General features: G+C 41.5%; 16 protein-coding genes and 1 pseudogene. 14 read left to right on the top strand and 3 right to left on the bottom strand.

From position 1 onward, the window contains the following. The first annotated feature begins 39 nt into the window (after window positions 1-39). The gene (gene dinB / locus IYQ23_RS04565) at window positions 40-1107 is read left to right on the top strand and encodes a DNA polymerase IV (RefSeq protein WP_003032972.1); all 1068 of its coding nucleotides are present in this window, start codon (window positions 40-42) and stop codon (window positions 1105-1107) included. Between the two features lie 265 nt (window positions 1108-1372). On the opposite strand, the pseudogene IYQ23_RS04560 reads toward dinB, so the two are convergent. Beyond that, window positions 1373-2575: pseudogene (locus IYQ23_RS04560) on the bottom strand (IS110 family transposase). A 331-nt stretch (window positions 2576-2906) separates the two neighbouring features. Between IYQ23_RS04560 and IYQ23_RS04555 the strand changes: the two are divergent. The 8 genes from IYQ23_RS04555 to IYQ23_RS04520 all read left to right on the top strand — a co-directional run bounded on the left by IYQ23_RS04555 (window position 2907) and on the right by IYQ23_RS04520 (window position 10870). Next, window positions 2907-3941 (top strand): S66 family peptidase, encoded by a 1035-nt coding sequence (locus IYQ23_RS04555; protein ID WP_195674226.1) that lies wholly within the window; start codon window positions 2907-2909, stop codon window positions 3939-3941. 93 nt (window positions 3942-4034) lie between these two features. Then, the gene (locus IYQ23_RS04550) at window positions 4035-4478 is read left to right on the top strand and encodes a dUTP diphosphatase (protein WP_049507000.1); all 444 of its coding nucleotides are present in this window, start codon (window positions 4035-4037) and stop codon (window positions 4476-4478) included. Continuing rightward, window positions 4459-5856, top strand: coding sequence for a DNA repair protein RadA (radA, locus tag IYQ23_RS04545; RefSeq protein WP_126468029.1), 1398 nt, complete (start codon window positions 4459-4461; stop codon window positions 5854-5856). Before IYQ23_RS04550 ends, radA begins: the two co-directional genes overlap by 20 nt. Window positions 5857-6063: 207 nt before the next feature. After that, the gene (gene gltX / locus IYQ23_RS04540; protein ID WP_022525987.1) at window positions 6064-7521 is read left to right on the top strand and encodes a glutamate--tRNA ligase; all 1458 of its coding nucleotides are present in this window, start codon (window positions 6064-6066) and stop codon (window positions 7519-7521) included. 262 nt (window positions 7522-7783) lie between these two features. After that, on the top strand, window positions 7784-8482 hold the full coding sequence (dapD, locus tag IYQ23_RS04535; RefSeq protein ID WP_195674225.1) for a 2,3,4,5-tetrahydropyridine-2,6-dicarboxylate N-acetyltransferase: 699 nt from the start codon (window positions 7784-7786) through the stop codon (window positions 8480-8482). A gap of 12 nt (window positions 8483-8494) precedes the next feature. Then, on the top strand, window positions 8495-9625 hold the full coding sequence (locus IYQ23_RS04530) for an N-acetyldiaminopimelate deacetylase (protein ID WP_195674224.1): 1131 nt from the start codon (window positions 8495-8497) through the stop codon (window positions 9623-9625). A gap of 44 nt (window positions 9626-9669) precedes the next feature. Continuing rightward, window positions 9670-10197 (top strand): 5-formyltetrahydrofolate cyclo-ligase, encoded by a 528-nt coding sequence (locus tag IYQ23_RS04525; protein ID WP_003032207.1) that lies wholly within the window; start codon window positions 9670-9672, stop codon window positions 10195-10197. After that, window positions 10190-10870, top strand: a complete 681-nt coding sequence (locus IYQ23_RS04520) for a rhomboid family intramembrane serine protease (RefSeq protein WP_003027031.1) — start codon at window positions 10190-10192, stop codon at window positions 10868-10870. Before IYQ23_RS04525 ends, IYQ23_RS04520 begins: the two co-directional genes overlap by 8 nt. A 57-nt stretch (window positions 10871-10927) precedes the next feature. On the opposite strand, the gene IYQ23_RS04515 is transcribed toward IYQ23_RS04520, so the two are convergent. Further along, complete coding sequence (locus IYQ23_RS04515) at window positions 10928-11764, bottom strand: putative RNA methyltransferase (RefSeq protein WP_003033459.1); 837 nt, start codon at window positions 11762-11764, stop codon at window positions 10928-10930. Between the two features lie 243 nt (window positions 11765-12007). Further along, entirely contained in the window at window positions 12008-13264 is a 1257-nt protein-coding gene (gene tyrS, locus IYQ23_RS04510) for a tyrosine--tRNA ligase (protein WP_195674223.1), read from the bottom strand. A 183-nt stretch (window positions 13265-13447) separates the two neighbouring features. On the opposite strand from tyrS, the gene pbp1b reads away from it, so the two are divergent. The 5 genes from pbp1b to tnpA all read left to right on the top strand — a co-directional run bounded on the left by pbp1b (window position 13448) and on the right by tnpA (window position 25322). Continuing rightward, entirely contained in the window at window positions 13448-15787 is a 2340-nt protein-coding gene (pbp1b, locus tag IYQ23_RS04505; protein ID WP_195674222.1) for a penicillin-binding protein PBP1B, read from the top strand. Between the two features lie 297 nt (window positions 15788-16084). Beyond that, on the top strand, window positions 16085-19651 hold the full coding sequence (gene rpoB / locus IYQ23_RS04500) for a DNA-directed RNA polymerase subunit beta (protein ID WP_106101063.1): 3567 nt from the start codon (window positions 16085-16087) through the stop codon (window positions 19649-19651). A gap of 38 nt (window positions 19652-19689) precedes the next feature. Further along, window positions 19690-23328 carry a DNA-directed RNA polymerase subunit beta' gene (gene rpoC, locus IYQ23_RS04495; protein ID WP_195674221.1) on the top strand — a complete coding sequence of 1213 codons (3639 nt, stop codon included), beginning with the start codon at window positions 19690-19692 and terminating at the stop codon, window positions 23326-23328. A 147-nt stretch (window positions 23329-23475) separates the two neighbouring features. Next, entirely contained in the window at window positions 23476-24675 is a 1200-nt protein-coding gene (locus tag IYQ23_RS04490) for a phosphoglycerate kinase (protein WP_195674220.1), read from the top strand. A 182-nt stretch (window positions 24676-24857) separates the two neighbouring features. Next, window positions 24858-25322: an IS200/IS605 family transposase gene (gene tnpA, locus IYQ23_RS04485; protein WP_195674249.1), complete on the top strand. Its 465-nt coding sequence runs from the start codon at window positions 24858-24860 to the stop codon at window positions 25320-25322. The last annotated feature ends 284 nt before the right edge of the window (window positions 25323-25606 follow it).

Genomic DNA, 25606 nt, shown 5'->3' with positions numbered 1-25606 from the left:
AATGGAGGAAAGAAAAGAGTCAAGAAAGGAGCTGTATTGATGTTAATTTTTCCCTTAATCAATGATACGTCTCGGAAAATCATTCACATTGATATGGATGCCTTTTTTGCCTCCGTAGAAGAAAGAGACAATCCAGCACTAAAAGGCAAGTCGGTTATCATCGGAGCTGACCCTCGCTTGACAGGCGGACGAGGCGTTGTTTCGACTTGCAATTATGAGGCACGAAAGTTTGGTGTTCACTCAGCCATGAGCTCCAAAGAAGCTTATGAGCGTTGTCCACAGGCGATTTTCATTTCGGGAAATTATGAGAAATATCAGGCAGTCAGTCAGCAAATTCGAGCCATTTTTAAACGATATACAGATGTGATTGAGCCAATCAGTATTGATGAAGCCTATCTGGATGTGACCAAAAATAAGTTAGGTATGAAATCTGCTGTCAAGATAGCCAAGCTAATCCAGCATGAGATATGGACAGAGCTTCATTTGACCAGTTCTGCTGGTGTGTCCTACAATAAATTTTTGGCAAAAATAGCTAGTGACTATGAAAAACCTCACGGTTTGACGGTTATTTTGCCAGAAGAAGCAGAAGCCTTTCTCTCTCAAATGGATGTGGCAAAGTTTTACGGTGTTGGAAAAAAGACGGTGGAAAAGCTGCATGATATGGGCGTTTACACAGGAGCAGATTTATTAGAAATTCCTGAGATGACCTTGATTGACTTGTTTGGTCGATTTGGATTTGACCTTTACCGCAAGGCAAGAGGCATCAGCAATTCACCAGTAAAAGTCAACCGTATTCGTAAGTCTATCGGCAAGGAAAGAACTTATGGGAAATTGCTCCATAACGAAGACGACATAAAAAAGGAGCTGACCCTTTTATCACAAAAGGTAGCTCGTAGTTTAAAAAAGCATGGAAAATCTGGTAGGACGATTGTTCTGAAGATTCGCTATGCGGATTTTTCAACATTGACAAAAAGGCATAGCTTAGCGACAAGAACGCAAGATGCGGAGCAGATTGAGCGCATTGCACATGAGATTTATGATAGCTTGGACGAGCAGACAAAAGGTGTGCGTCTTTTAGGAGTGACAGTAACAGGATTTGGGATGTAAAAAAGTTTGGGATGGGGAGTTCCAAACTTTTTTGGCTCTATAATTTCTGTAGTGGGTAACACCACTGCAGAGATTATGGAGTTATTTTTCTACCATTTGTCAAGCAATTCAATGTTTTTCAGTCAAAGAATTGATGATTGATTTGATTTTAATAGTTTATCCTAGCCCTTTTTGGCTCTTTTGATTGGAAAAAGAGTACACAAAATCAACACCATACCTAGCGAAATTTTTTGTAAGGTGTTACAATGATAGAGCATAGACGGCTTTAATGATTTTGGGTTAAAGTGTAATCGTAAAGTTTGTTATGCGTAATGAGGTAATACATTGTCTGTATGAGGCGATGCATTGAGGCAATCGTATGAGGCTTAGTTGAAGTCGTCTGCGATTGTCTTTTTCGTTTCTCATAAAAGTCCGCAATATGATAGGGCTTGGTATGACTGACCGAAGCAATGTTGTGAATGGTCTTGAAGAGAATCTTTCTGGCATGAGGATTGCCCCGTTTGGTGATGTGTTCTTAAGCCAGAAAGTTTCCAGATTCGTAGTGTCTGAGATCAATTCCAATAAAGGCGTTGATTTGATTGGCAGACTGAAAACGGCGAATATCTCCTAATTCGCCTATGATAGAGGTGGCTGTTGTTTCAGCGATACCAGGGATGGAGAGGAGAATCTCGTACTCTGGTAGGGGCTGGGTCGATTTCACCATCTCATCCAGCACAGCTTGTCTACGTTCAGAAAGTCTAACCAATTCCTGAGCATAGTAACGAACCTCTTCGATCATTGGAGAGGTTTTCTTGGTAGCACAATAAGACTGTTTGGCTAACCCAATCAGTTTATCAACGAGATACTCCACTCGTTTATCAGAAATCCGCTTTGAAGTGGATTGGTGGATGATTTCAGCTAAGTCTTTCTCAGACAAGTCTAAGACGAAAGCTTTACTTGGGAATGCCCTCACCAGCTACCAGTATTGTTCACCTGTTGGCGCTGATAAAATAGACTCTATTTCTGGGAAGGTCACTTGCAGTACTTTGTGAAGGCGGTTCTTAGTACGAACGGTATCCTCTGTCAGATTTTGATAGAAGCGACTCAAATCTCGCAAGTCTTGATAAACCTCCTCTTGAACATGGGTTGGCTTACGATTGAGCACAAATTGAGATTGTGCTAGTTTTTCAGCGCCAATCTTATCCGTTTTACGAACTCGCAGGCTATCCAATTGCTTCTTAGCTTCCAGAGGATTGAGCCGTGTATAAGCATAGTTATTCTCCTCCAGAAATGCCTGAAGGCGCCGTGAATAGACCCCAGTCGCCTCAAAGATGATTTCAGGGTGTTGAACGGTTTTTAAATCGCTCAAGAGACGTGCAAATCCAATGGTATCGTTGGACATGGTGTAGCCATGAACTTTCTCCCCATTCACTAAAATCGCTACCTCTGAGCTTGCCTTGCTCACATCAATCCCGAAAACAACTCTCATGAAATTACCTCTTTGTCTTGAATGACTCCTTGTTTTAGTGATGTTATTTTCAATACTCGACGTTGAACGTCCCACATACTTTGATAACATTCTTCCTAAAACAGGTGTCTTGCCAGTTTTGTGTACGACGTCTAGCGTCAAAAAGACCCTCGACTTAACAAGACACCTCTACTTTAACATAAAGAAAAAGCAGTGAGTACTCTCTCCCGTCGGAGATTTCTTCACTACTAATCTTAGTATGTTTTGTTTTGTGAATATTGGTCATTTAGCATTTTAGTTGATTGTATTTTGTGATATAATGATTCAAATTATCAGTAAGGGAGGAGATTAGATGATAAAGAAAGTAGGAATTGTCAGTTTATCAAGCGGAATCATTGGAGAAAATTTCGTTAGGCATGAGGTTGAGCTGGGATTGAAGCGCTTGAAAGACTTGGGACTTGAAGTGATGTTTTCAGAGAACGCACAAAGAGGAATGGATTATCTGAAAGACCATCCTGAATCGAGAGCGCAAGATTTGATTCAAGTTTTTGAAGATCCTTCAATTGATATGATTTTATGTGCTATTGGTGGAGATGATACGTATCGATTGCTACCCTATTTGTTTGAAGATAACCAATTAAAAAAGGTTGTGAATCAGAAAGTATTTTTAGGCTTTTCAGACACTACTATGAATCACCTCATGCTCCATAAGTTGGGGGTCAAGACTTTTTATGGTCAGTCATTTCTTGCTGATGTTTGTGAGTTAGAGGAAGAAATGCTGCCTTATACGCTTTCATATTTTAAGGAACTGATTGGAACAGGGACTATCTCAGAAATCAGACCGAGCAATGTCTGGTATGATGAGAGGACGGATTTTAGTGAAAAAGCCTTAGGAACGAAACGGATTCGTCATGAAAATCAGGGATTTGAATTGCTGAAAGGAAAAGCAACATTTGAAGGGGAAATTTTAGGAGGATGTTTGGAGTCGCTTTATCAGATATTTGATAATACAAGACATGAGGATACGATTGAACTGTGTGCTCACTATCAGCTATTTCCCAGTCTTTCAGAGTGGGAAGGAAAAATTCTTTTGTTGGAAACCAGTGAGGAAAAACCAGAACCAATTTTATATCGAAAAATGCTAGAAGCCTTAAAGGCGACAGGGATTTTTTCTGTTTTAAATGGGATTCTTGTCGGAAAACCAATGGATGAAACTTATTATGGAGAATATAAACAAATCCTGCTTGATGTCATTGATACAGATATTCCTATTTTATATAACTTAAGTGTTGGACATGCTACCCCAAGAGCAATTGTTCCTTTTGGAGTGAAAGCTGAGGTGGATGCCAACGAGCAAGTCATTCGATTTTTGAATGAACTGAAATAACTTCAAAAGTGCAGGTTGAAGAATGACCTGCATTTTGCGTGTTGTTTACGAATTTAGTATAATAGGGGAAGCAAATGTAGAAAAGAGAAAAATATGCGAATTCGTGGTTTTGAGCTTGTTTCAAGCTTTAAAAATAAAAATTTACTGCCAAAGCGTGAGACGGCTCATGCGGCTGGTTATGACTTAAAAGTGGCAGAGCGTACAGTGATTGCGCCAAAAGAGATTAAGTTGGTGCCGACAGGTGTCAAGGCCTATATGCAGGCTGGTGAGGTGCTTTATCTTTATGATCGTTCCTCTAATCCACGTAAAAAAGGATTAGTTTTGATTAACTCTGTGGGCGTTATTGACGGGGATTACTATGGCAATTCGGGAAATGAAGGGCACATTTTTGCGCAAATGCAGAACATTACAGATCAAGAAGTGGTTTTAGAAGAAGAAGATCGTATCGTTCAAGCTGTCTTTGCACCATTTTTGCTTACTGATAATGATGAAGCAGACGGTGTACGGACAGGTGGTTTTGGAAGTACTGGGCATTAAGAAAGAGGAATCTATCATAGCCAAGAAAAAAACGACATTTGTTTGTCAAAATTGTGAATACCATTCGCCCAAGTATCTGGGGCGTTGTCCGAATTGTGGTGCTTGGTCTTCTTTTGTCGAAGAGGTTGAAGTTACAGAGGTTAAGAATGCGCGTGTTTCGCTGACGGGTGAAAAAAGTCGACCGATGAAGTTAGCGGAGGTGACTTCTATCAATGTCAACCGTACCAAGACAGATATGGATGAGTTTAACCGCGTCTTGGGTGGCGGCGTGGTGCCAGGAAGTTTAGTTCTAATCGGAGGAGATCCCGGTATTGGGAAATCTACCCTTTTATTGCAGGTTTCGACCCAACTATCTCACAAGGGAACGGTATTGTATGTCAGTGGGGAAGAGTCTGCTGAGCAGATTAAGTTGCGTGCGGAGCGATTAGGCGATATTGACAGTGAGTTTTATCTTTATGCCGAGACCAATATGCATCAGATTCGTGCTGAGATTGAAAAAATTAAGCCAGATTTCTTGATTATAGACTCTATTCAGACGATTATTTCGCCAGAAATTTCCAGCGTGCAAGGGTCGGTTTCACAAGTCCGAGAAGTGACAGCGGAGCTGATGCAGTTGGCAAAAACCAACAATATTGCCACCTTTATCGTGGGCCATATGACCAAGGAAGGAACGCTGGCTGGACCTAGAACCTTGGAACACATGGTGGATACGGTACTTTATTTTGAAGGTGAGCGACAGCATACTTTTCGTATTTTGCGGGCGGTCAAAAATCGTTTCGGTTCGACCAACGAAATCGGCATTTTTGAGATGCAGTCAGGTGGTCTGGTTGAAGTGCTCAATCCTAGTCAGGTTTTCTTAGAGGAGCGTTTAGATGGGGCAACAGGCTCTTCTATCGTGGTGACTATGGAGGGGACGCGTCCAATCCTTGCGGAAGTACAGGCTTTGGTGACACCGACCATGTTTGGCAATGCCAAGCGGACAACGACAGGATTGGATTTCAATCGTGCTAGTCTGATTATGGCTGTTTTGGAAAAGCGAGCAGGGTTATTATTGCAAAATCAAGATGCCTACCTCAAGTCAGCAGGCGGTGTCAAATTAGATGAGCCAGCTATTGACTTAGCTGTTGCCGTTGCAATTGCTTCGAGTTATAAAGATTTGCCAACGAATCCACAAGAATGTTTTATTGGTGAAATCGGTCTGACGGGCGAAATCCGCCGTGTCAATCGCATTGAGCAGCGTATCAATGAAGCTGCTAAGCTGGGCTTCACCAAAGTTTACGCTCCTAAAAACTCTCTGAACGGATTGAACATTCCCGAAACTATTGAAGTTATTGATGTAACAACGATTGGTGAAGTGTTGAAGAAGGTGTTTGGGTAAGTCAGTGTAACTGAGCAGTGAATTGATAGGTGAGACAGACGGTGGCTTCTACATTGCTAAGGAAATTCTGTAAATGATTGGAAGAATAATAAAGTTTCATCGTTTCTGTTATTTCTTTTCGACAACTATGTGGTATAATAGTAACGTTTGAAATAAAAACAGGTTTTTCCTGTTGAAAATATAAGATAAAAATTAGGAGACATACAATTGGCGAATCAAATTCGTGTGCGTTATGCACCAAGTCCAACGGGACTGTTACACATTGGGAATGCGCGGACTGCGCTCTTTAATTATCTTTACGCTCGTCACTACGGCGGAACTTTTATCATTCGGATTGAAGATACTGACCGTAAACGTCATGTGGAAGACGGGGAGCGTTCGCAGTTGGAAAATCTGCGTTGGTTAGGAATTGATTGGGATGAAAGCCCAGAAACGCATGAAAAATATCGCCAATCTGAACGCTTGGACATTTACCAAGGTTATATCAATGAGTTACTTGAAAAAGGCTTGGCTTACAAATCATATGTGACGGAGGAAGAGTTGGCAGCAGAGCGTGAGCGTCAGGAAGCTGCTGGAGAAACACCTCGTTACATCAATGAATATCTGGGAATGTCTGAAGATGAAAAAGCAGCTTATATCGCAGAGCGTGAAGCGGCAGGCATTATTCCAACAGTCCGTCTTGCAGTCAATGAATCTGGGATTTACAAGTGGAATGATCTTGTCAAAGGTGAGATTGAATTTGAAGGTGGCAACATCGGTGGTGACTGGGTTATCCAGAAAAAAGACGGCTATCCAACTTATAATTTTGCGGTTGTGGTGGATGACCATCTGATGAAAATTTCCCATGTTATTCGTGGAGATGACCACATTGCCAATACCCCTAAGCAGCTCATGGTGTACGAAGCGCTCGGTTGGGAAGCACCACAATTTGGTCACATGACCTTGATTATTAACTCCGAAACGGGTAAGAAATTGTCCAAACGTGATACAAACACCCTTCAATTTATAGAAGATTACCGTAAGAAAGGCTACCTGCCTGAAGCTGTTTTTAACTTTATTGCCCTCCTTGGCTGGAATCCTGGCGGTGAAAATGAAATCTTCTCTCGCGAAGAATTGATCCAACTCTTTGATGAACATCGTCTCAGCAAATCTCCAGCAGCTTTTGACCAAAAGAAATTAGACTGGATGAGCAATGAATACATTAAAAATGCGGATTTTGAAACCATTTTTGATATGGCGAAACCTTACTTGGAAGCGGCTGGTCGTTTGACTAACAAAGCTGAAAAGTTGGTTGAACTCTATAAGCCACAAATGAAATCTGTAGATGAAATTGTACCGCTCACAGACCTTTTCTTTGAAGATTTTCCAGAGCTAACGGCAGAAGAAAAAGAGTTTATGGCAGGCGAAACGGTACCAACGGTTTTGAAAGCCTTTAAAGAAAAATTGGAAGCTATGAGTGATGAAGACTTCAAGTCAGAAAATATCTTCCCGCAAATCAAGGCAGTACAAAAAGAAACGGGTATCAAGGGAAAGAACCTCTTTATGCCAATTCGTATTGCTGTTTCAGGCGAGATGCACGGTCCAGAATTACCAGACACTATCTACCTGCTTGGACGTGAAAAATCCATTGAGCACATCGAAAATATGTTGAAGAACATCCAATAAATTTAACGAAAGAAGCTGAGACCAAAGTGCCCAGCTTCCTTTGTTTTATATAGTTAGAATTATAAGACGCAGTGGTTGAGTGGACTCTAATACGTTGATAAATCAACTTTTACAGCCCTACTCAACCGTGCGGAGATGGGACAGAAATCAAGTTTCTACGAAACTACTGATTTCTGTCCCACCCTCTTTTGCTTTCATATTATGAAATGCTTGATTTTATGTTATAATAACCCTTAATACTAAATCAAAGTGAGGAATGCTTATGCCAGCTACTAAAATGACCGCACAGGAAATTATTCAGTTTATAGCGGATGCTAAGAAAAAGACAAATGTAAAAGTGACTTTTGAAGGAAAACTAGCGGGCGAAGTGCCGAATTCTGTTGTCAAATTGAGCAATGTTCTATTTGGTGACTGGGAAGAAATTAAACCTCTTTTGGTTAATCTAGAAGAGAATAAAACCTATGTGGTGGAGCAGGATGCCCGAAACTCTGCCGTGCCGCTGTTAGACAAGCGTGAGGTCAATGCTCGGATTGAGCCAGGCGCTATTATCCGCGACCAGGTGGAAATCGGTGATAATGCTGTGATTATGATGGGAGCTGTTATCAATATCGGAGCTGAAATTGGTGCTGGAACGATGATTGATATGGGAGCCGTTTTGGGTGGTCGAGCTATTGTTGGAAAAAACAGCCACGTGGGTGCTGGGACTGTTCTTGCCGGTGTCATTGAGCCTGCCAGCGCAGATCCTGTCCGAGTGGGGGACGATGTCTTGATAGGGGCCAATGCTGTCGTTATTGAAGGAGTGCAGATTGGCAATGGTTCTGTCGTCGCTGCAGGGGCTATTGTGACGAAAGATGTGCCAGAAAATGTTGTTGTAGCCGGTGTGCCTGCGCGTGTGATTAAGAAAATTGATGAACAAACCCAGCAGAAAACAGCATTGGAAGACGCTCTTCGGACGCTTTAAAGAGGGAAATGTATGATTGATTATCAAAAAATTCGCCGAGACTTGCATCAAATTCCGGAAATTGGGCTGGAAGAGTATAAGACTCATGCCTATCTGATGAGAATAATTGATGAGTTGACTGCTGGCTTGGATTTCGTTGAGATTCGGACCTGGCGTACGGGAATTTTAGTCTTTATCAAAGGGAGTACACCTACTAAGACGATTGGCTGGCGGACAGATATTGACGGTTTGCCGATTGTTGAGGAGACAGGGTTTGCCTTTGCTAGTCAACATGAGGGACGTATGCATGCCTGTGGGCATGATATGCACATGACAATCGCTCTGGGTTTGTTGGAGAAATTAACTACTGAGCAGCCTAAGAATAATCTACTTTTTCTTTTCCAGCCAGCTGAGGAAAATGAAGCTGGGGGTATGCTGATGTATGAAGATGGAGCCTTTGGCGATTGGTTGCCAGATGAATTTTATGGGCTTCATGTGCGACCTGACCTCAAGGTAGGAGATATTGCTACGAATACTAGTACACTTTTTGCAGGGACTTGTGAAGTTAAATTAACTTTTAAGGGCAAGGGTGGTCATGCTGCATTTCCACATAATGCTAATGACGCTTTGGTAGCAGCTAGCTATTTTATCACTCAGGTTCAGACTATTGTGAGTCGCAATGTAGATCCGATTGAAGGAGCTGTCGTCACCTTTGGTGAATTCCATGCTGGAACAACGAATAATGTGATTGCTGAAACTGCCTTTCTGCACGGAACCATTCGAACATTGACGCAGGAGATGAATTTGCTCACTCAAAAACGCCTGCGGGAAATCGCTGAAGGAGTAGCCCAGTCTTTTGGTGTAGAGCTTGATTTGGAGCTGAAACAAGGTGGTTATCTTCCTGTGGAAAACGATTCTGAACTGGCTGCTGAATGTATGAATTTTTTCCAAAAAGAGAATGGTGTGCACATGATTGATATTTTACCTGCAATGACCGGTGAGGACTTTGGTTATCTGCTCAGTAAAGTCAAGGGTGTGATGTTCTGGCTGGGGATTGATAGTCCTTATGCACTTCATCATCCTAAAATGGCGCCAGATGAAGCAGCCTTGCCTTTTGCTATTGAAAAATTTGGGAAGTTTTTAAGTTCAAAAGTTAATGAATGATGGGCTGGGAATGTTGATAATGTTTCTGATTGAGGAGAAGATAAATGAAGGCAGATTTGCGCAAAACTATAGTCAGAAAAATGAAAGAGCAGGAATTGATAGTAAAACAGCAGAGAGATGCTTTGCTCACTCAGTACTTGCTGGAATCTTCTACTTATCAACAAGCTAGAACAGTTGCGGTTTATTTATCTTTGCCACACGAGTTTGACACAAGTCTTTTCATCAGGCAGGCTCAAGCAGATGGCAAGCGGGTTTTGGTCCCTAAGACTTATCCCGAAGGGCGCATGACTTTTGTAGATTATAATCCAAATGACTTGGAATTGACTGTTTTTGGTATCTGGGAACCAAGAAGTGAACGAGCGGTGGAAAAATCTCATATTGATTTGATTCATGTTCCAGGTGTTGCTTTTAACAAAAAAGGCTATCGTATTGGCTATGGAGGTGGCTATTATGACCGCTATTTGGCTGATTTTAAAGGGATGACAGTAAGTACAATTTATCCTTACCAGTTAGTTGATTTTCAACCAGATGATTGTGATATTCCCGTTCAGGAGGTATTGATTTGTGAATAAAATTTATGATAAACGTTATCCAGTAACGAGCTTATTGTTGCTTATCACGACAGGAGTTTTCCTAGCAATGTTTCTGTTGCGTGGCTTTAATTATGCTAGTACCCAAACGATTTATGAATTTGGGGCAATGAATGGTCGAACGATTCAATATTTTCCAAGTCAGATTTGGCGCTTGGTATCGGCGATTTTTGTTCATATCGGCTTGGAGCATTTTGTGATGAATATGATTACGCTGTATTTTATCGGACGACAAGCTGAGGATATTTTTGGCTCGTGGAATTTTCTGTTTCTGTACTTGATGTCTGGTATTTTAGGAAATGTCTTTGTCTTTTTTTTCACTCCAAGTGCTGTGGCAGCAGGCGCCTCTACATCTTTGTTTGGGATTTTTGGTGCTATTATTACTTTGCGCTACGCGGTGCGAAATCCTTACATTCAGCAACTCGGCCAGTCATACTTAGTTCTTCTAGTTATGAATTTGGTATTGAGTTTGACACCGGGAATTAGTCTGGCAGGTCACTTAGGTGGTGCAGTCGGAGGCGCTCTCTGTGCTGTTATTTTCCCAGTCCGCGGGGAAAGAAGAGCTTATCAAGTGGGACAACGGTTATTGGCGTTGATTGCTTATATTGTTTTAGCTTTGGGAATGATTTGGTTAGCTTTTAATCGAGGCGTATAAAAAGAGGTTGAATAGACTGCTGTATCTCGCAGCAATCTGTTTTCACCTCTTTTTGCTTTATTTCTGTTGACCAACTAAAATCTTTGCAGCAATCGTGATGCCAGTTAATGGTGACCAATCTATTTTATCAATGTCAATATTAAAAAGAAGCGGTGTCATGTGAAGAAGTGCCGCTTTCTCGTTTTCTCTCAAGCTGAAAGTGGCTGCAACGTCATAAGAATTCGTAATGGTAAAGGCTTCTTCAAAATGCTCAATGATTTTGTGGTTGGAATAATTTGTGTTGGTTAATTGCTCGGCAACGATACCACGAATTTCTTGCAAGTGTTGGCTGCTAGGAATCACCTTAATGAGCAAGCCGTTTTTCTGCAAGACGCGCTGAAATTCTTGGTAATTGGCAGGAGAGAAGATGTCTAAAATCATATCCATGCTAGCATCTTGAATAGGGATGTGCGCCAGATCTCCAACAAACCAATTTACCGTCAGGCTGTGGTCGCTTTTGGCTGCTAGTTGAATAGACTCTTTTGACAAATCGAATGCATAGATATGTTTATCTGGTAATTGTGCTTGCAAATTTCGAGCATAATAGCCTTCTCCGCAACCAATGTCCAGCAGATTACCATGTTGTGGTAAAGATGATAAAATTTCTAGTAATTTCTTCAAAATTGGCTGGTAAAATCCTGCTTCGAGAATCAATTGTCGATTTTGAAAGTTGGATTTATCGTAGTCTTTTGATTGCTTCACCTGTGGAGCCAAGTTGACATAGCCAAACTTTGCCAAGTCGAAGGAATGCTTATTTTTGCATTTGAGACTATTTTCTGATAAAAACAAGGCTTGCTGACAAAAAGGGCAAGAAAAAAGCTTAGCCGTTTCAAAGCGTTTAAGTTTGGGTTTCATGCGTTTTCTCTTTCATCAATTTCTGTGTCTAGTGTAACATGTGAGAAATGCTTTGACAAGTAGATAAAGAAAGGAAATTTTAAAATGAACCACACTTTTAAAGCGGTTGGAGCTAAAGCAAGCACTATGGTAATATGCTTTTTGCTAGTGAGAATGAAAAGAAGCTGGAGCGAAAAGGCTCTAGCTTCAAAGTATATAGCGCAATAAACCAACGATGTAGTAGTTGATTGCTCTTTTTCCTATTTAGTAAGTCAAAACAAAATATTTTTTCTTACCACGACGAATAACGGTCAGTTCGTTTTCCAATTTGTCAGCGTCAGTTAATGTATAGTCAAGGTCTTGAATGCGATCGCCATTGACATAAATAGCGCCGTTTTGGACATCTTCACGCGCTTGGCGTTTAGAGTTGACAACGCCAGCCGTTACCAAAAGTTCTACGATATTGAGATTATCATCTGCGTTCACTTGATAATTTGGTACGCCGCGAAGTCCTTGTTTCAGCTCTTTGACAGAAAGATTTTTGATATTTCCGGCAAAAAGCTGCTCGGTGATATTGAGTGCTTCTTTGTAGGCTTTTTCACCGTGCACGAGTGTAACGACTTCTCGCGCTAAGATTTTTTGTGCCAAACGTTCATGTGGAGCTGCTTCAAATTGTTTCCCGATTTCTTCGATTTCATCAAGCGGAAGAAGAGTGAAAATTTTAAGGAAACGAACGGCATCAGCGTCCATGACATTCATCCAGAATTGGTACATTTCGTAAGGACTGGTCTTATCAGCATTGAGCCATACAGCGTTGCCTTCTGACTTACCAAATTTCTTACCGGTTGCGTCTGTGATAAGGGGCACTGTAATAACGTGAGCTGTTTTGTCTGCCTTCCGACGAAGCAATTCAGTACCAGCAGTCATATTGCCCCATTGGTCAGAACCACCGATTTGTAAAGTGACACCGTATTGGCGATTTAGCTCAAAAAAGTCATAGCCTTGCATGATTTGGTAAGCAAACTCGGTATAAGAAATCCCTGTTTCAATTCGTTTTTTTACGGATTCTTTACTCATCATGTAGTTGACGGTGAAATATTTTCCGACATCGCGCAGAAAGTCAATAAAGCTAATATCAGAGAACCAGTCGTAGTTGTTGACCATTTCAGCCTTGTTATCACCATTGTCAAAATCAAGAAAACGCGATACTTGCGCTTGAATGCTCCGTACCCAGCCCTCAACTGTGTCTTTTGTTTGTAAACTCCGCTCTGTATCTTTAAATGATGGATCGCCAATTAAGCCAGTTGCACCGCCGACGAGAGCGTAGGGTTTGTGACCTGCCAACTGTAAATGTTTCATGACAAGGATTGGTACAAGATGACCGAGGTGCAGGCTGTCAGCTGTTGGATCATAGCCAGAATAAAAACTAACATTTCCTTCCGCTAAGGCTTTGCGCAACGCTTCTTCGTCAGTTGTTTGAAAAACCAAACCACGTTCTTTTAGCTCATCAAAAATGTGCATGTCTGTCTCTCCTTTATAAAATTTCTAGTTATTGTAACATTGTATCACAAACAGCCATTAGAATGTAGTAAAATTGCAAAAATAATTTTAAAAAAACAATGATTCTAGCCAAGGATTGCCTTTCCTGTTGTCAGAAGTTTCATAAATTTGCTATAATAGGCAGAGAACGTTCAAGGAGAAAGAATGAGTAAACAAGTTTTTGAAAAGATCAAACGATTGTTTGAGAATTTTTTTCAAACAGATCGTCCTAGCAAAAATGAAAAAGAAAGCTGGACACTTTGGAGTGTTGGCGAGACTGTCCTTCGTACTCTGAAATTATTATCAAATGTCTTTTTTGTATTTGTTTTTTTAGGTTGCTTGTTTGGTGGAGGCATTGCATTAGGATATGGTGCACGAATCTTTGACAAGGTTGAAACTCCTAAAAAAGAAGAGCTCATCAAAAAAATTCAAGATATTTCAACTATTTCTGAATTAAAATATGCTGATGGCAGCTCCATTTCAGCCATTGATAGTGATTTGTTGCGAGTGCCAATTAAGAGTAAAGATATTTCTGACAATGTGAAAAAAGCAGTCATTGCGACAGAAGATGAGAATTTTCGGAAGCACAATGGGGTTGTCACAAAAGCTGTTTTGCGGGCGACGCTAGGCTCTGTTGCAGGGATTGGTTCCTCAAGTGGAGGTTCTACCTTAACTCAACAGTTAATCAAGCAACAAGTTGTTGGCGATGCTCCGACCTTTAGTCGTAAAGCATCAGAAATCATTGATGCGCTGGCTTTAGAACGCTACATGAGCAAAGACGATATTTTAACGACTTATTTGAATGTGGCACCGTTTGGGAGAAATAACAAAGGGCAAAATATTGCTGGTGTGGAAGAAGCTGCACAAGGAATTTTTGGAGTTCCTGCCAGCAAATTGACAATTCCTCAAGCAGCTTTTATTGCCGGTTTACCACAAAGTCCGATTGTTTACTCTCCTTATGCAGCTGACGGTAGCCTGAAAAGTGCTAAAGATATGACTTTTGGTCTCAATCGTGCGAAAAATGTTATTTACAATATGTACCGAACAGGTGCGATTAGTAAAAACGAGTACCAATTGTATAAAGATTATGATTTAAAACGAGACTTTTTACCAAGTGATACGACTTCGGCAAGAACACATGACTATCTATATTACGTTGCTATGAAAGAAGCTCAAAAAGCAATGTATGATTACTTAATCAAACGTGACAATGTTTCACAGCAAGAGTTGAAAAATGATGCAACAGTGAAAGCTTACAGAGAACTAGCTGCGAAAGAGTTGAGTGAAGGCGGCTACACTGTCACCACAACTATTAATAAGAATGTGCATAATGCAATGCAAAATGCAGTAGCTAATTTTGGTAGTGTCTTAGATGATGGAACAGGTGCAGTCGAAGCTGGAAATGTCCTCATGGATAATCGTACAGGAGCTATTTTGGGGTTTGTGGGAGGACGTGATTATGCTTCTAACCAGAACAACCATGCATTTGATACAGAGCGCTCACCAGGCTCAACCATTAAGCCGATTTTAGCCTATGGTATTGCTATAGACCAAGGGCTTATGGGAAGTGCCAGCATGCTGTCTAACTACCCTGCAAATTTCTCTAGCGGTGAGCCAATTATGCACGTAGATAGCCGTGGTACAGCCATGATGGATTTGCAGGAAGCTTTGAATACTTCTTGGAACATTCCAGCTTATTGGACTTATAAATTGCTTCGTGACAAAGGAGTTAATGTCCAAGGGTACATGGAGAAAATGGGCTATCAAATTGAAAATTATGATATTGAAAGTCTGCCAATGGGAGGAGGTATTGAAGTATCTGTCGCCCAACACACCAATGGTTTCCAAACTTTAGCCAATAATGGGGCATACCAAGAGCGCTATATGATTGAAAAGATTACGACAAAAAACGGGAAAGTTGTCTATGAACACAAAGCAAAACCTGTTCAGGTTTACTCTAAGGCAACGGCGACGATTATGCAAAGTCTTATGCGTGGGGTATTGAGTTCGGGTGCTACGACGACCTTCAAATCTCGTTTAACGCAGATTAATAGCGGTTTAGCTAGTGCTGATTGGATTGGTAAAACGGGTACGACTAACAGTAATGGTGACATGTGGCTCATGGTATCCACTCCTAAATTAACGTTAGGTGGTTGGATTGGTCATGACAATAATGCTTCAATGGCAGCTTTGACTGGTTACAACAACAATGCGCAGTATATGGCTCAACTAGTAAATGCAATTTATCAAGCCGACCCAAGTCTCTGGGGAGTTGGTGACAAGTTCAATCTAGATTCTAGTGTCATTAAGTCCAATGTTCTTAAAGCAACGGGTGAACGAGCTGGCGCAGTAACAGTCAATGGTCGCAGTATGAACCTGACCGGACAGACAGTTACTAGCTATTGGGCAAAAAACGGTGCTCCGATGACCACCTATAAATTTGGAATCGGTGGTACAGATAGTGATTATCAAAAAGCTTGGGCAGCACTTTTAGGCGGACGCTAAATAAAGGTAAATAAAAACACTTTCATAAGTAAAAAACTTGAAAAGCAGAGTTAAATAAGGTATAATATTACTAATAATTTGTCGTCTGCTTTATTTGAAATATTGTCCATATAAAGCTTACAGCAGTTAAATCATACTTTTAGAGTCAGATTTAGCTGCTCTTTTTGTGCCTATTTTTAGGATTTTTGTGGTTTGTTATCAAAACTTAAAGATTCTGAAAATTACTTACAAAGGACAAATGAAAATTGCTACTCTATCATGTAATAGAGAATGTAGAAAGAAGAAGGAGTAAAAAACTTGGCAGGACATGAAGTTCAATACGGGAAACACCGTACTCGTCGTAGTTTTTCAAGAATCAAGGAAGTTCTTGATTTACCAAATTTGATTGAAATCCAGACAGATTCATTCAAAGATTTTCTTGACCATGGTTTGAAAGAAGTATTTGAAGATGTACTTCCTATCTCAAACTTTACAGATACAATGGAGCTAGAGTTTGTTGGTTATGAAATTAAAGAATCTAAATACACTTTAGAAGAAGCACGTATCCATGATGCCAGCTATTCTGCACCTATTTTTGTGACTTTCCGTTTGATTAATAAAGAAACTGGTGAAATCAAGACCCAAGAAGTGTTCTTTGGCGATTTCCCAATCATGACAGAAATGGGAACGTTTATCATCAACGGTGGTGAGCGGATTATCGTATCACAGCTCGTTCGTTCTCCAGGTGTTTACTTCAACGATAAAGTAGACAAAAATGGTAAAGTTGGTTATGGTTCAACTGTCATTCCTAACCGTGGAGCTTGGTTAGAGCTGGAAACAGACTCAAAAGATATTGCTTATACTCGGATTGACCGTACTCGTAAGATTCCGTTTACGACACTTGTTCGTGCGCTTGGTTTTTCTGGCGATGATGAAATCTTTGACATTTTCGGCGACAGCGATCTCGTTCGCAACACGATTGAAAAGGATATTCATAAAAATCCAATGGATTCACGTACCGATGAAGCGCTTAAAGAAATCTATGAACGTCTTCGTCCAGGTGAGCCTAAAACAGCTGATAGTTCACGTAGTCTATTGGTCGCTCGTTTCTTTGATCCACATCGTTACGACTTGGCGGCAGTTGGTCGTTATAAAATCAATAAAAAATTAAACATTAAAACACGTTTGTTAAATCAAACGATTGCAGAACCTTTGGTAGATCCAGAAACAGGTGAAATCTTGGTTGAAGCTGGAACTGTTATGACACGTAGTGTCATTGATAGCATTGCAGAATACTTGGACGGTGATTTGAATAAAATTACTTATATTCCAAATGATGCAGCTGTATTGACGGATCCAGTCGTTCTTCAAAAATTCAAAGTGGTGGCGCCAACTGATCCAGATCGTGTGGTGACTATTATTGGTAATGCCAACCCAGGAGATCGAGTTCATACGATTACGCCAGCAGATATTTTGGCTGAGATGAATTACTTCTTGAACCTCGCTGAAGGACTTGGTCGTGTGGATGATATTGACCACTTGGGAAATCGTCGGATTCGTGCCGTTGGTGAATTGCTTGCTAACCAAGTACGTCTTGGATTGTCTCGTATGGAGCGTAATGTTCGCGAGCGCATGAGTGTGCAAGATAATGAAGTGTTGACACCGCAACAAATCATCAATATCCGCCCAGTCACAGCAGCTATCAAAGAATTCTTTGGTTCATCTCAATTGTCTCAATTTATGGACCAACATAATCCACTGTCTGAATTGTCTCACAAACGCCGTTTGTCAGCCTTGGGACCTGGTGGTTTGACTCGTGACCGTGCTGGATATGAAGTGCGTGACGTGCACTACACCCACTATGGACGTATGTGTCCAATTGAAACACCTGAAGGACCAAACATTGGTTTGATCAATAACTTGTCTTCTTATGGGCACTTGAATAAATATGGCTTTATCCAAACGCCGTATCGTAAAGTGGATCGTGAAACAGGTCTGGTCACCAATGAAATCGTTTGGCTGACAGCGGACGAAGAAGATGAATTTATCGTAGCGCAAGCAAATTCTAAATTAACAGAAGATGGTCGTTTTGCAGAAGCGATTGTCATGGGGCGTCACCAAGGGAACAACCAAGAATTTCCTTCAGATCAAGTGGATTTCATGGATGTATCACCTAAGCAGGTAGTTGCGGTTGCGACAGCATGTATTCCGTTCCTTGAAAATGACGACTCTAACCGTGCCCTCATGGGTGCCAACATGCAACGTCAAGCCGTACCGTTGATTGATCCGCATGCACCATATGTTGGTACTGGTATGGAATACCAAGCAGCTCATGACTCTGGTGCGGCGATTATTGCACAGCACGACGGTAAAGTTGTATATTCTGATGCAGCCAAAGTTGAAGTTCGTCGTGAAGATGGCTCACTTGATGTCTATCATATTACGAAATTCCGCCGTTCAAACTCTGGTACTTCTTACAACCAACGTACGCTGGTAAAAGTTGGCGATACAGTTGAAAAAGGTGACTTTATCGCAGACGGACCTTCTATGGAAAAAGGTGAAATGGCACTTGGACAAAATCCAATCGTTGCTTATATGACATGGGAAGGTTACAACTTTGAAGATGCCGTTATCATGAGTGAGCGTTTAGTGAAAGACGATGTTTACACATCTGTTCACTTGGAGGAATTTGAATCAGAAACACGTGATACAAAGCTTGGACCTGAAGAAATTACGCGCGAAATTCCAAACGTCGGTGAAGATGCTTTGAGAGACCTTGACGAAATGGGAATTATCCGCATTGGTGCTGAGGTAAAAGAAGGCGACATTCTTGTCGGTAAAGTAACGCCGAAAGGTGAAAAAGACTTATCTGCTGAAGAACGCCTGCTTCATGCAATTTTCGGTGATAAATCTCGTGAAGTACGTGATACTTCCCTTCGTGTACCACATGGTGGTGCAGGGGTTGTCCGTGATGTGAAAATCTTTACTCGTGCGAACGGTGATGAATTGCAATCTGGTGTCAACATGTTGGTGCGTGTTTACATTGCTCAAAAACGAAAGATCCGCGTTGGAGATAAGATGGCCGGACGCCACGGAAATAAAGGGGTTGTTTCCCGTATCGTTCCAGTTGAGGATATGCCGTATCTTCCAGACGGAACACCAGTTGATATCATGTTGAATCCTCTTGGGGTGCCGTCACGTATGAATATCGGACAAGTTATGGAACTGCACCTCGGTATGGCTGCTCGTAACCTTGGTATCCACATTGCAACGCCAGTCTTTGACGGGGCTAGCTCAGATGATCTTTGGGAAACCGTTCGTGAAGCAGGTATGGATAGCGATGCTAAGACAATCCTTTATGATGGACGTACTGGCGAACCGTTTGATAACCGTGTGTCCGTTGGTGTCATGTACATGATCAAACTCCACCACATGGTTGATGATAAGCTCCATGCCCGTTCTGTTGGTCCTTATTCAACCGTTACGCAACAACCTCTTGGTGGTAAAGCGCAGTTTGGTGGACAACGTTTTGGAGAAATGGAAGTTTGGGCTCTTGAAGCCTACGGTGCTTCTAACGTCCTTCAAGAAATCTTGACTTACAAGTCAGATGACATCAATGGTCGTTTGAGAGCTTATGAAGCCATTACCAAAGGTAAGCCAATTCCAAAACCAGGTGTTCCAGAATCCTTCCGTGTCCTTGTAAAAGAATTGCAATCACTTGGTCTTGACATGCGTGTCCTTGATGAAGACGACAATGAAGTCGAACTTCGTGACTTGGATGAAGGCATGGATGATGATGTGATTCATGTAGACGATCTTGAAAAAGCACGTGAAAAAGCAGCACAAGAAGCAAAAGCCGCTTTTGATGCTGAAGGGAAAGAATAAGAACTGATTCAATAGATAATAAAGAAAGGTAAGAAATAGTGGTTGATGTAAATCGTTTTCAAAGTATGCAAATCACCCTAGCTTCTCCTAGTAAAGTCCGCTCTTGGTCTTATGGAGAAGTGAAGAAACCTGAAACAATTAACTACCGCACACTAAAACCAGAACGCGAAGGGCTTTTTGATGAAGTCATCTTTGGTCCTACAAAAGACTGGGAATGTGCGTGTGGAAAATATAAACGGATTCGTTATAAAGGAATCATTTGTGACCGTTGTGGTGTTGAAGTAACTCGTACTAAAGTTCGTCGTGAACGTATGGGACATATTGAGTTGAAAGCACCTGTCTCTCATATTTGGTATTTTAAAGGAATCCCAAGCCGAATGGGCTTGACCTTGGATATGAGTCCTCGTGCTCTTGAAGAAGTCATCTATTTTGCAGCTTATGTGGTGATTGATCCAAAAGATACGCCACTTGAGCATAAATCCATTATGACAGAGCGGGAATATCGTGAACGCTTACGAGAATATGGTCAAGGTTCCTTTGTTGCAAAAATGGGTGCTGAAGCAATTCAAGATCTCTTGAAACAAGTAGATTTGGAAAAAGAAATTGCAGAGCTCAAAGATGAATTAAAAACGGCAACTGGACAAAAACGTGTCAAGGCTATTCGTCGTTTGGATGTTTTAGATGCCTTCCAAAAATCTGGTAACAAGCCAGAATGGATGGTCTTAAACATCTTGCCAGTTATTCCGCCAGACTTACGTCCAATGCTTCAGTTGGACGGTGGACGTTTTGCCTCTTCTGACCTGAACGACCTTTACCGTCGTGTTATCAATCGGAATAATCGTTTAGCACGTCTTTTGGAACTAAATGCTCCTGGAATCATCGTGCAAAATGAAAAGCGGATGTTGCAAGAAGCGGTTGATGCTCTGATTGACAATGGTCGTCGTGGTCGTCCTATTACTGGACCAGGAAGCCGCCCGCTCAAATCATTGAGTCACATGCTCAAAGGGAAACAAGGACGTTTCCGTCAAAACTTGCTGGGTAAACGGGTTGACTTCTCAGGACGTTCGGTTATTGCAGTTGGTCCGACACTCAAGATGTACCAATGTGGTGTGCCACGTGAAATGGCTATTGAACTCTTCAAACCATTTGTCATGCGTGAAATTGTCGCGCGTGATATTGTGCAAAATGTCAAAGCTGCTAAGCGCTTGGTAGAACGGAATGATGAACGCATCTGGGATATTTTAGAAGATGTGATTAAAGAACACCCAGTGCTCCTTAACCGCGCACCGACGCTTCACAGATTAGGAATTCAAGCATTTGAGCCAGTCTTGATTGACGGGAAGGCTCTTCGTTTGCACCCACTTGTGTGTGAGGCTTATAATGCCGACTTTGACGGAGACCAAATGGCTATCCACGTGCCCTTGTCAGAAGAAGCTCAAGCAGAAGCACGGATTCTCATGCTGGCAGCCGAACACATCCTCAATCCAAAAGACGGTAAGCCAGTAGTAACCCCTTCACAGGATATGGTCTTGGGGAACTACTACCTGACTATGGAAGAAGCTGGTCGTGAAGGAGAAGGAATGGTCTTTAAAGACCGTGATGAAGCTGTAATGGCTCTCCGTAATGGCTATGTTCACTTACATACGCGTGTTGGGATTGCGACGGATAGTTTAAACAAACCATGGACAGAAAATCAAAAACACAAGATCCTCTTGACAACAGTGGGTAAGATTCTTTTCAATGATATCATGCCAGATGAATTGCCATATTTGCAAGAGCCAAATGCTTCAAACATGGCAGAAGGTGTGCCAGCTAAGTATTTCTTAGAATCTGGTCAAGATGTCAAAGAAGCTATCAGTAAGCTAGAATTAAATGTACCATTCAAGAAGAAAAATCTTGGAAATATCATTGCTGAAATCTTCAAACGTTTCCGTACAACTGAAACATCTGCTTTCCTTGACCGTCTGAAGGATCTCGGCTATCATCATTCAACGTTAGCAGGCTTGACAGTAGGGATTGCTGATATTCCGGTCGTTGAAGATAAGGCAGAAATTATCGAAGAGTCTCACAAACGTGTGGAACAAATCACCAAACAATTCCGCCGTGGTATGATTACAGACGATGAACGCTACAATGCAGTTACTGCTGAATGGCGTGCAGCTCGTGAAAAATTGGAAAAACGTTTGGTTGCCAACCAAGATTCTAAGAACCCAATCGTTATGATGATGGACTCTGGAGCCCGTGGTAACATTTCTAACTTCTCACAACTTGCTGGTATGCGTGGTTTGATGGCCGCTCCTAATGGCCGCATCATGGAATTGCCTATTCTATCTAACTTCCGTGAAGGTTTGTCTGTTTTGGAAATGTTCTTCTCTACTCACGGTGCTCGTAAAGGGATGACTGATACAGCCCTTAAAACAGCTGACTCAGGTTATCTGACTCGCCGTTTGGTTGATGTGGCGCAAGATGTGATTATCCGTGAAGACGACTGTGGAACCGATCGTGGTCTTGTTATCCGCTCAATTACTGATGGTAAAGAAATGATTGAGCCATTAGAAGAACGCTTGATTGGTCGTTATACGAAGAAATCTGTTAAACATCCTGAAACAGGCGAAGTCATCGTTGGTCCAGACGTATTGATTACAGAAGATATGGCGCATGAGATTGTTAGCGCTGGTGTCGAAGAAGTCACTATTCGCTCTGTCTTTACATGTAATACACGTCATGGAGTTTGCCGTCGTTGTTACGGTATCAACTTGGCAACGGGTGATGCGGTTGAAGTCGGTGAGGCAGTCGGAACGATTGCTGCCCAATCTATCGGTGAACCTGGTACACAGCTTACAATGCGTACTTTCCACACGGGTGGTGTTGCCTCTAATACCGATATCACACAAGGTCTTCCTCGTGTCCAAGAAATCTTTGAAGCCCGCAATCCGAAAGGGGAAGCAGTTATTACTGAAGTTAAAGGCGAAGTGACTGCAATTGAAGAAGATGCTTCTACTCGGACTAAGAAAGTCTTTGTTAAGGGTGCAACTGGTGAAGGAGAATACGTTGTACCATTTACAGCTCGCATGAAAGTGGCTGTAGGAGATAAAATCTCTCGTGGTGCTGCTTTGACAGAAGGGTCTATTCAGCCTAAGCACTTGCTGGCTGTTCGTGATGTCTTGTCTGTTGAAACTTACTTGCTTGCTGAAGTACAAAAGGTTTACCGTAGCCAAGGGGTAGAAATCGGTGACAAACACATTGAGGTAATGGTTCGCCAGATGATTCGCAAAGTGCGTGTCATGGATCCAGGAGATACAGACCTTCTCATGGGTACACTCATGGATATCACAGACTTTACCGATGCTAACCGTGATGTGGTTATCTCTGGAGGAGTTCCTGCGACTGCTCGCCCAGTCCTCATGGGAATTACTAAAGCATCTCTTGAAACAAATAGTTTCTTGTCAGCTGCTTCCTTCCAAGAAACCACTCGTGTCCTCACAGACGCGGCTATCCGTGGTAAGAAAGACCACTTGCTTGGTCTCAAGGAAAATGTTATCATTGGTAAAATCATCCCAGCTGGTACAGGTATGGCTCGTTACCGTAACCTTGAACCGCAAGCTGTCAATGAAGTCGAAATTATCGAAGATACAACCGTAACAGAACCTGTGGAAGAAACTACTCCAGTAGAATAATAAAGAGTCGAGCCTTCTCGGCTCTTTCGTATTTAGATTTCATATTTTAGTCAAATTATTTTGTGAAAACTTTCTTTATATCAAGAAAACTTTTAGAAAATATGATATAATAGTTTCGTATAAAATAGAAAAAGGAGTTTTTGTAACATGGCAAAACTTACTGTTAAAGACGTTGAATTGAAAGGCAAAAAAGTCCTTGTTCGCGTTGATTTCAATGTGCCGCTTAAAGACGGAGTTATCACAAACGACAACCGTATCTCAGCTGCTCTTCCAACAATCAAGTATATCCTTGAACATGGTGGACGTGCTATTCTTTTCTCTCACCTTGGACGTGTGAAAGAAGAAGCTGATAAAGAAGGAAAATCTCTTGCACCAGTTGCGGCTGATTTAGCTAAAAAATTAGGTCAAGATGTTGCTTTCCTTCCAGGAGTAACTCGTGGAGCAGAGCTTGAAGCAGCTATCAATGCCCTTAAAGACGGTGAAGTTCTTCTTGTTGAAAACACTCGTTTTGAAGATGTTGACGGCAAGAAAGAATCTAAAAACGATCCAGAACTTGGTAAATATTGGGCAAGCCTTGGAGACGGTATCTTTGTAAATGATGCATTTGGTACAGCTCACCGTGCTCATGCATCTAACGTAGGTATCTCAGCAAACGTTGAGAAAGCAGTTGCAGGTTTTCTTCTTGAAAACGAAATTGCTTATATCAAAGAAGCTGTTGAAAATCCAGTTCGTCCATTCCTAGCAATCCTAGGTGGTTCTAAAGTATCAGATAAGATTGGTGTTATCGAAAATCTTCTTGAAAAAGCTGATAAAGTGCTTATCGGTGGTGGTATGACTTATACTTTCTACAAAGCACAAGGTATCGAAATCGGTAACTCACTTGTAGAAGAAGATAAATTAGACATTGCAAAAGCTCTCCTTGAAAAGTCAAACGGTAAACTCATTTTGCCAGTTGACTCTAAAGAAGCAAATGCTTTTGCGGACTACACTGAAGTGAAAGATACTGACGGTGAAGCGGTAGACCCTGGTTTCCTTGGACTTGATATCGGTCCTAAATCAATCGCTAAGTTTGACCAAGAATTGACTGGTGCGAAAACAGTTGTTTGGAATGGTCCAATGGGTGTCTTTGAAAACCCTGACTTCCAAGCTGGTACAATCGGTGTGATGGACGCTATTGTGAAACAACCAGGCGTTAAATCAATCATTGGCGGCGGTGACTCAGCTGCTGCAGCTATCAACCTTGGTCGTGCAGACAAGTTTTCATGGATTTCTACAGGTGGAGGCGCAAGCATGGAGCTTCTTGAAGGTAAAGAGTTGCCAGGACTTGCAGCACTTACTGAAAAATAATTTTAACAGAAGGCGGTTTTTCCGCCTTTTTTATATTATGTGACTTTAGTCTGTCTCGCTCCGTAGGTGCGAGACAAATAACCCACCCGCTATGCGTGTGCGTATTGAATGTTATACAAAAAATCTCCAAACGCGATACAATAAAGGTGTTCAAGCCTATTGTAAAGCGAAAGGAGCAAAAGCTGGCACAAAAGGCACATAGTTTATCACATACAAAGTGGCTATGTAAATATCACCTTGTGTTCACCCCTAAGTATAGACGAAAAATCATCTATAATCAATATCGAAGTAGTTTAGGCGAGCTATTCCAACGATTATGCAGTTATAAAGGTGTCGAAATCATTGAGGGACATCTCATGCCGGATCATGTTCATATGTTGGTTAGTATTCCCCAAAAAATCAGTGTTTCAAGTTTCATGGGTTACTTAAAAGGTAAGAGCGCACTCATGATGTTTGATAAACACGCCAATCTCAAATACAAATTTGGGAATCGGCATTTTTGGGCAGAGGGGTATTATGTGAGTACAATTGGACTCAATGAAGCTACCATTAAGAAATATATACAAAAACAGGAAAAACATGATATAGCTCTCGATAAATTGAGTGTGAAAAAGTATGAAGATCCCTTTAGGGATAATGGCAAGTAATACGAATGCCTCTTTAAGAGGCTAGTGACGAGTCAAAAGCAGTGAGGCTTGAACAAAGTGAAAGCCAGCGTCTTTAGGCGCTGGCTGGTGATGTGGGCTTATAGCCCTTGTTCAAACCACCCGTTTGACGGGTGGTTATGATTTATGTAAATTAACTAGCTCGTTTCTGTATTTCAATTTGCTGTATTCACAATTTTCATGAAGTAAAAGAATTGAAAAAATGTGCTACATACTTGTAAATGTTTTAAAAAGTTGCTAAAATATAATAAGTGTCGAATTTAAAG

Source organism: Streptococcus sp. HF-100, assembly GCF_015594635.1.
Taxonomy (GTDB): Bacteria; Bacillota; Bacilli; order Lactobacillales; family Streptococcaceae; genus Streptococcus; species Streptococcus vaginalis.
Note: the sequence above shows the minus strand (reverse complement) of the source record. Positions and strands in the feature narration are given on the sequence as shown.

What these genes read in the sequence shown, in the direction of transcription:
- IYQ23_RS04515 (WP_003033459.1), bottom strand. Translation starts at nt 11,764, where the DNA reads ATGAAACCCAAACTTAAACGCTTTGAAACGGCTAAGCTTTTTTCTTGC.
- pbp1b (WP_195674222.1), top strand. Translation starts at nt 13,448, where the DNA reads ATGAGTAAACAAGTTTTTGAAAAGATCAAACGATTGTTTGAGAATTTT.
- dinB (WP_003032972.1), top strand. Translation starts at nt 40, where the DNA reads ATGTTAATTTTTCCCTTAATCAATGATACGTCTCGGAAAATCATTCAC.
- dapD (WP_195674225.1), top strand. Translation starts at nt 7,784, where the DNA reads ATGCCAGCTACTAAAATGACCGCACAGGAAATTATTCAGTTTATAGCG.
- IYQ23_RS04550 (WP_049507000.1), top strand. Translation starts at nt 4,035, where the DNA reads ATGCGAATTCGTGGTTTTGAGCTTGTTTCAAGCTTTAAAAATAAAAAT.
- IYQ23_RS04525 (WP_003032207.1), top strand. Translation starts at nt 9,670, where the DNA reads ATGAAGGCAGATTTGCGCAAAACTATAGTCAGAAAAATGAAAGAGCAG.
- tyrS (WP_195674223.1), bottom strand. Translation starts at nt 13,264, where the DNA reads ATGCACATTTTTGATGAGCTAAAAGAACGTGGTTTGGTTTTTCAAACA.
- IYQ23_RS04490 (WP_195674220.1), top strand. Translation starts at nt 23,476, where the DNA reads ATGGCAAAACTTACTGTTAAAGACGTTGAATTGAAAGGCAAAAAAGTC.
- IYQ23_RS04555 (WP_195674226.1), top strand. Translation starts at nt 2,907, where the DNA reads ATGATAAAGAAAGTAGGAATTGTCAGTTTATCAAGCGGAATCATTGGA.
- IYQ23_RS04530 (WP_195674224.1), top strand. Translation starts at nt 8,495, where the DNA reads ATGATTGATTATCAAAAAATTCGCCGAGACTTGCATCAAATTCCGGAA.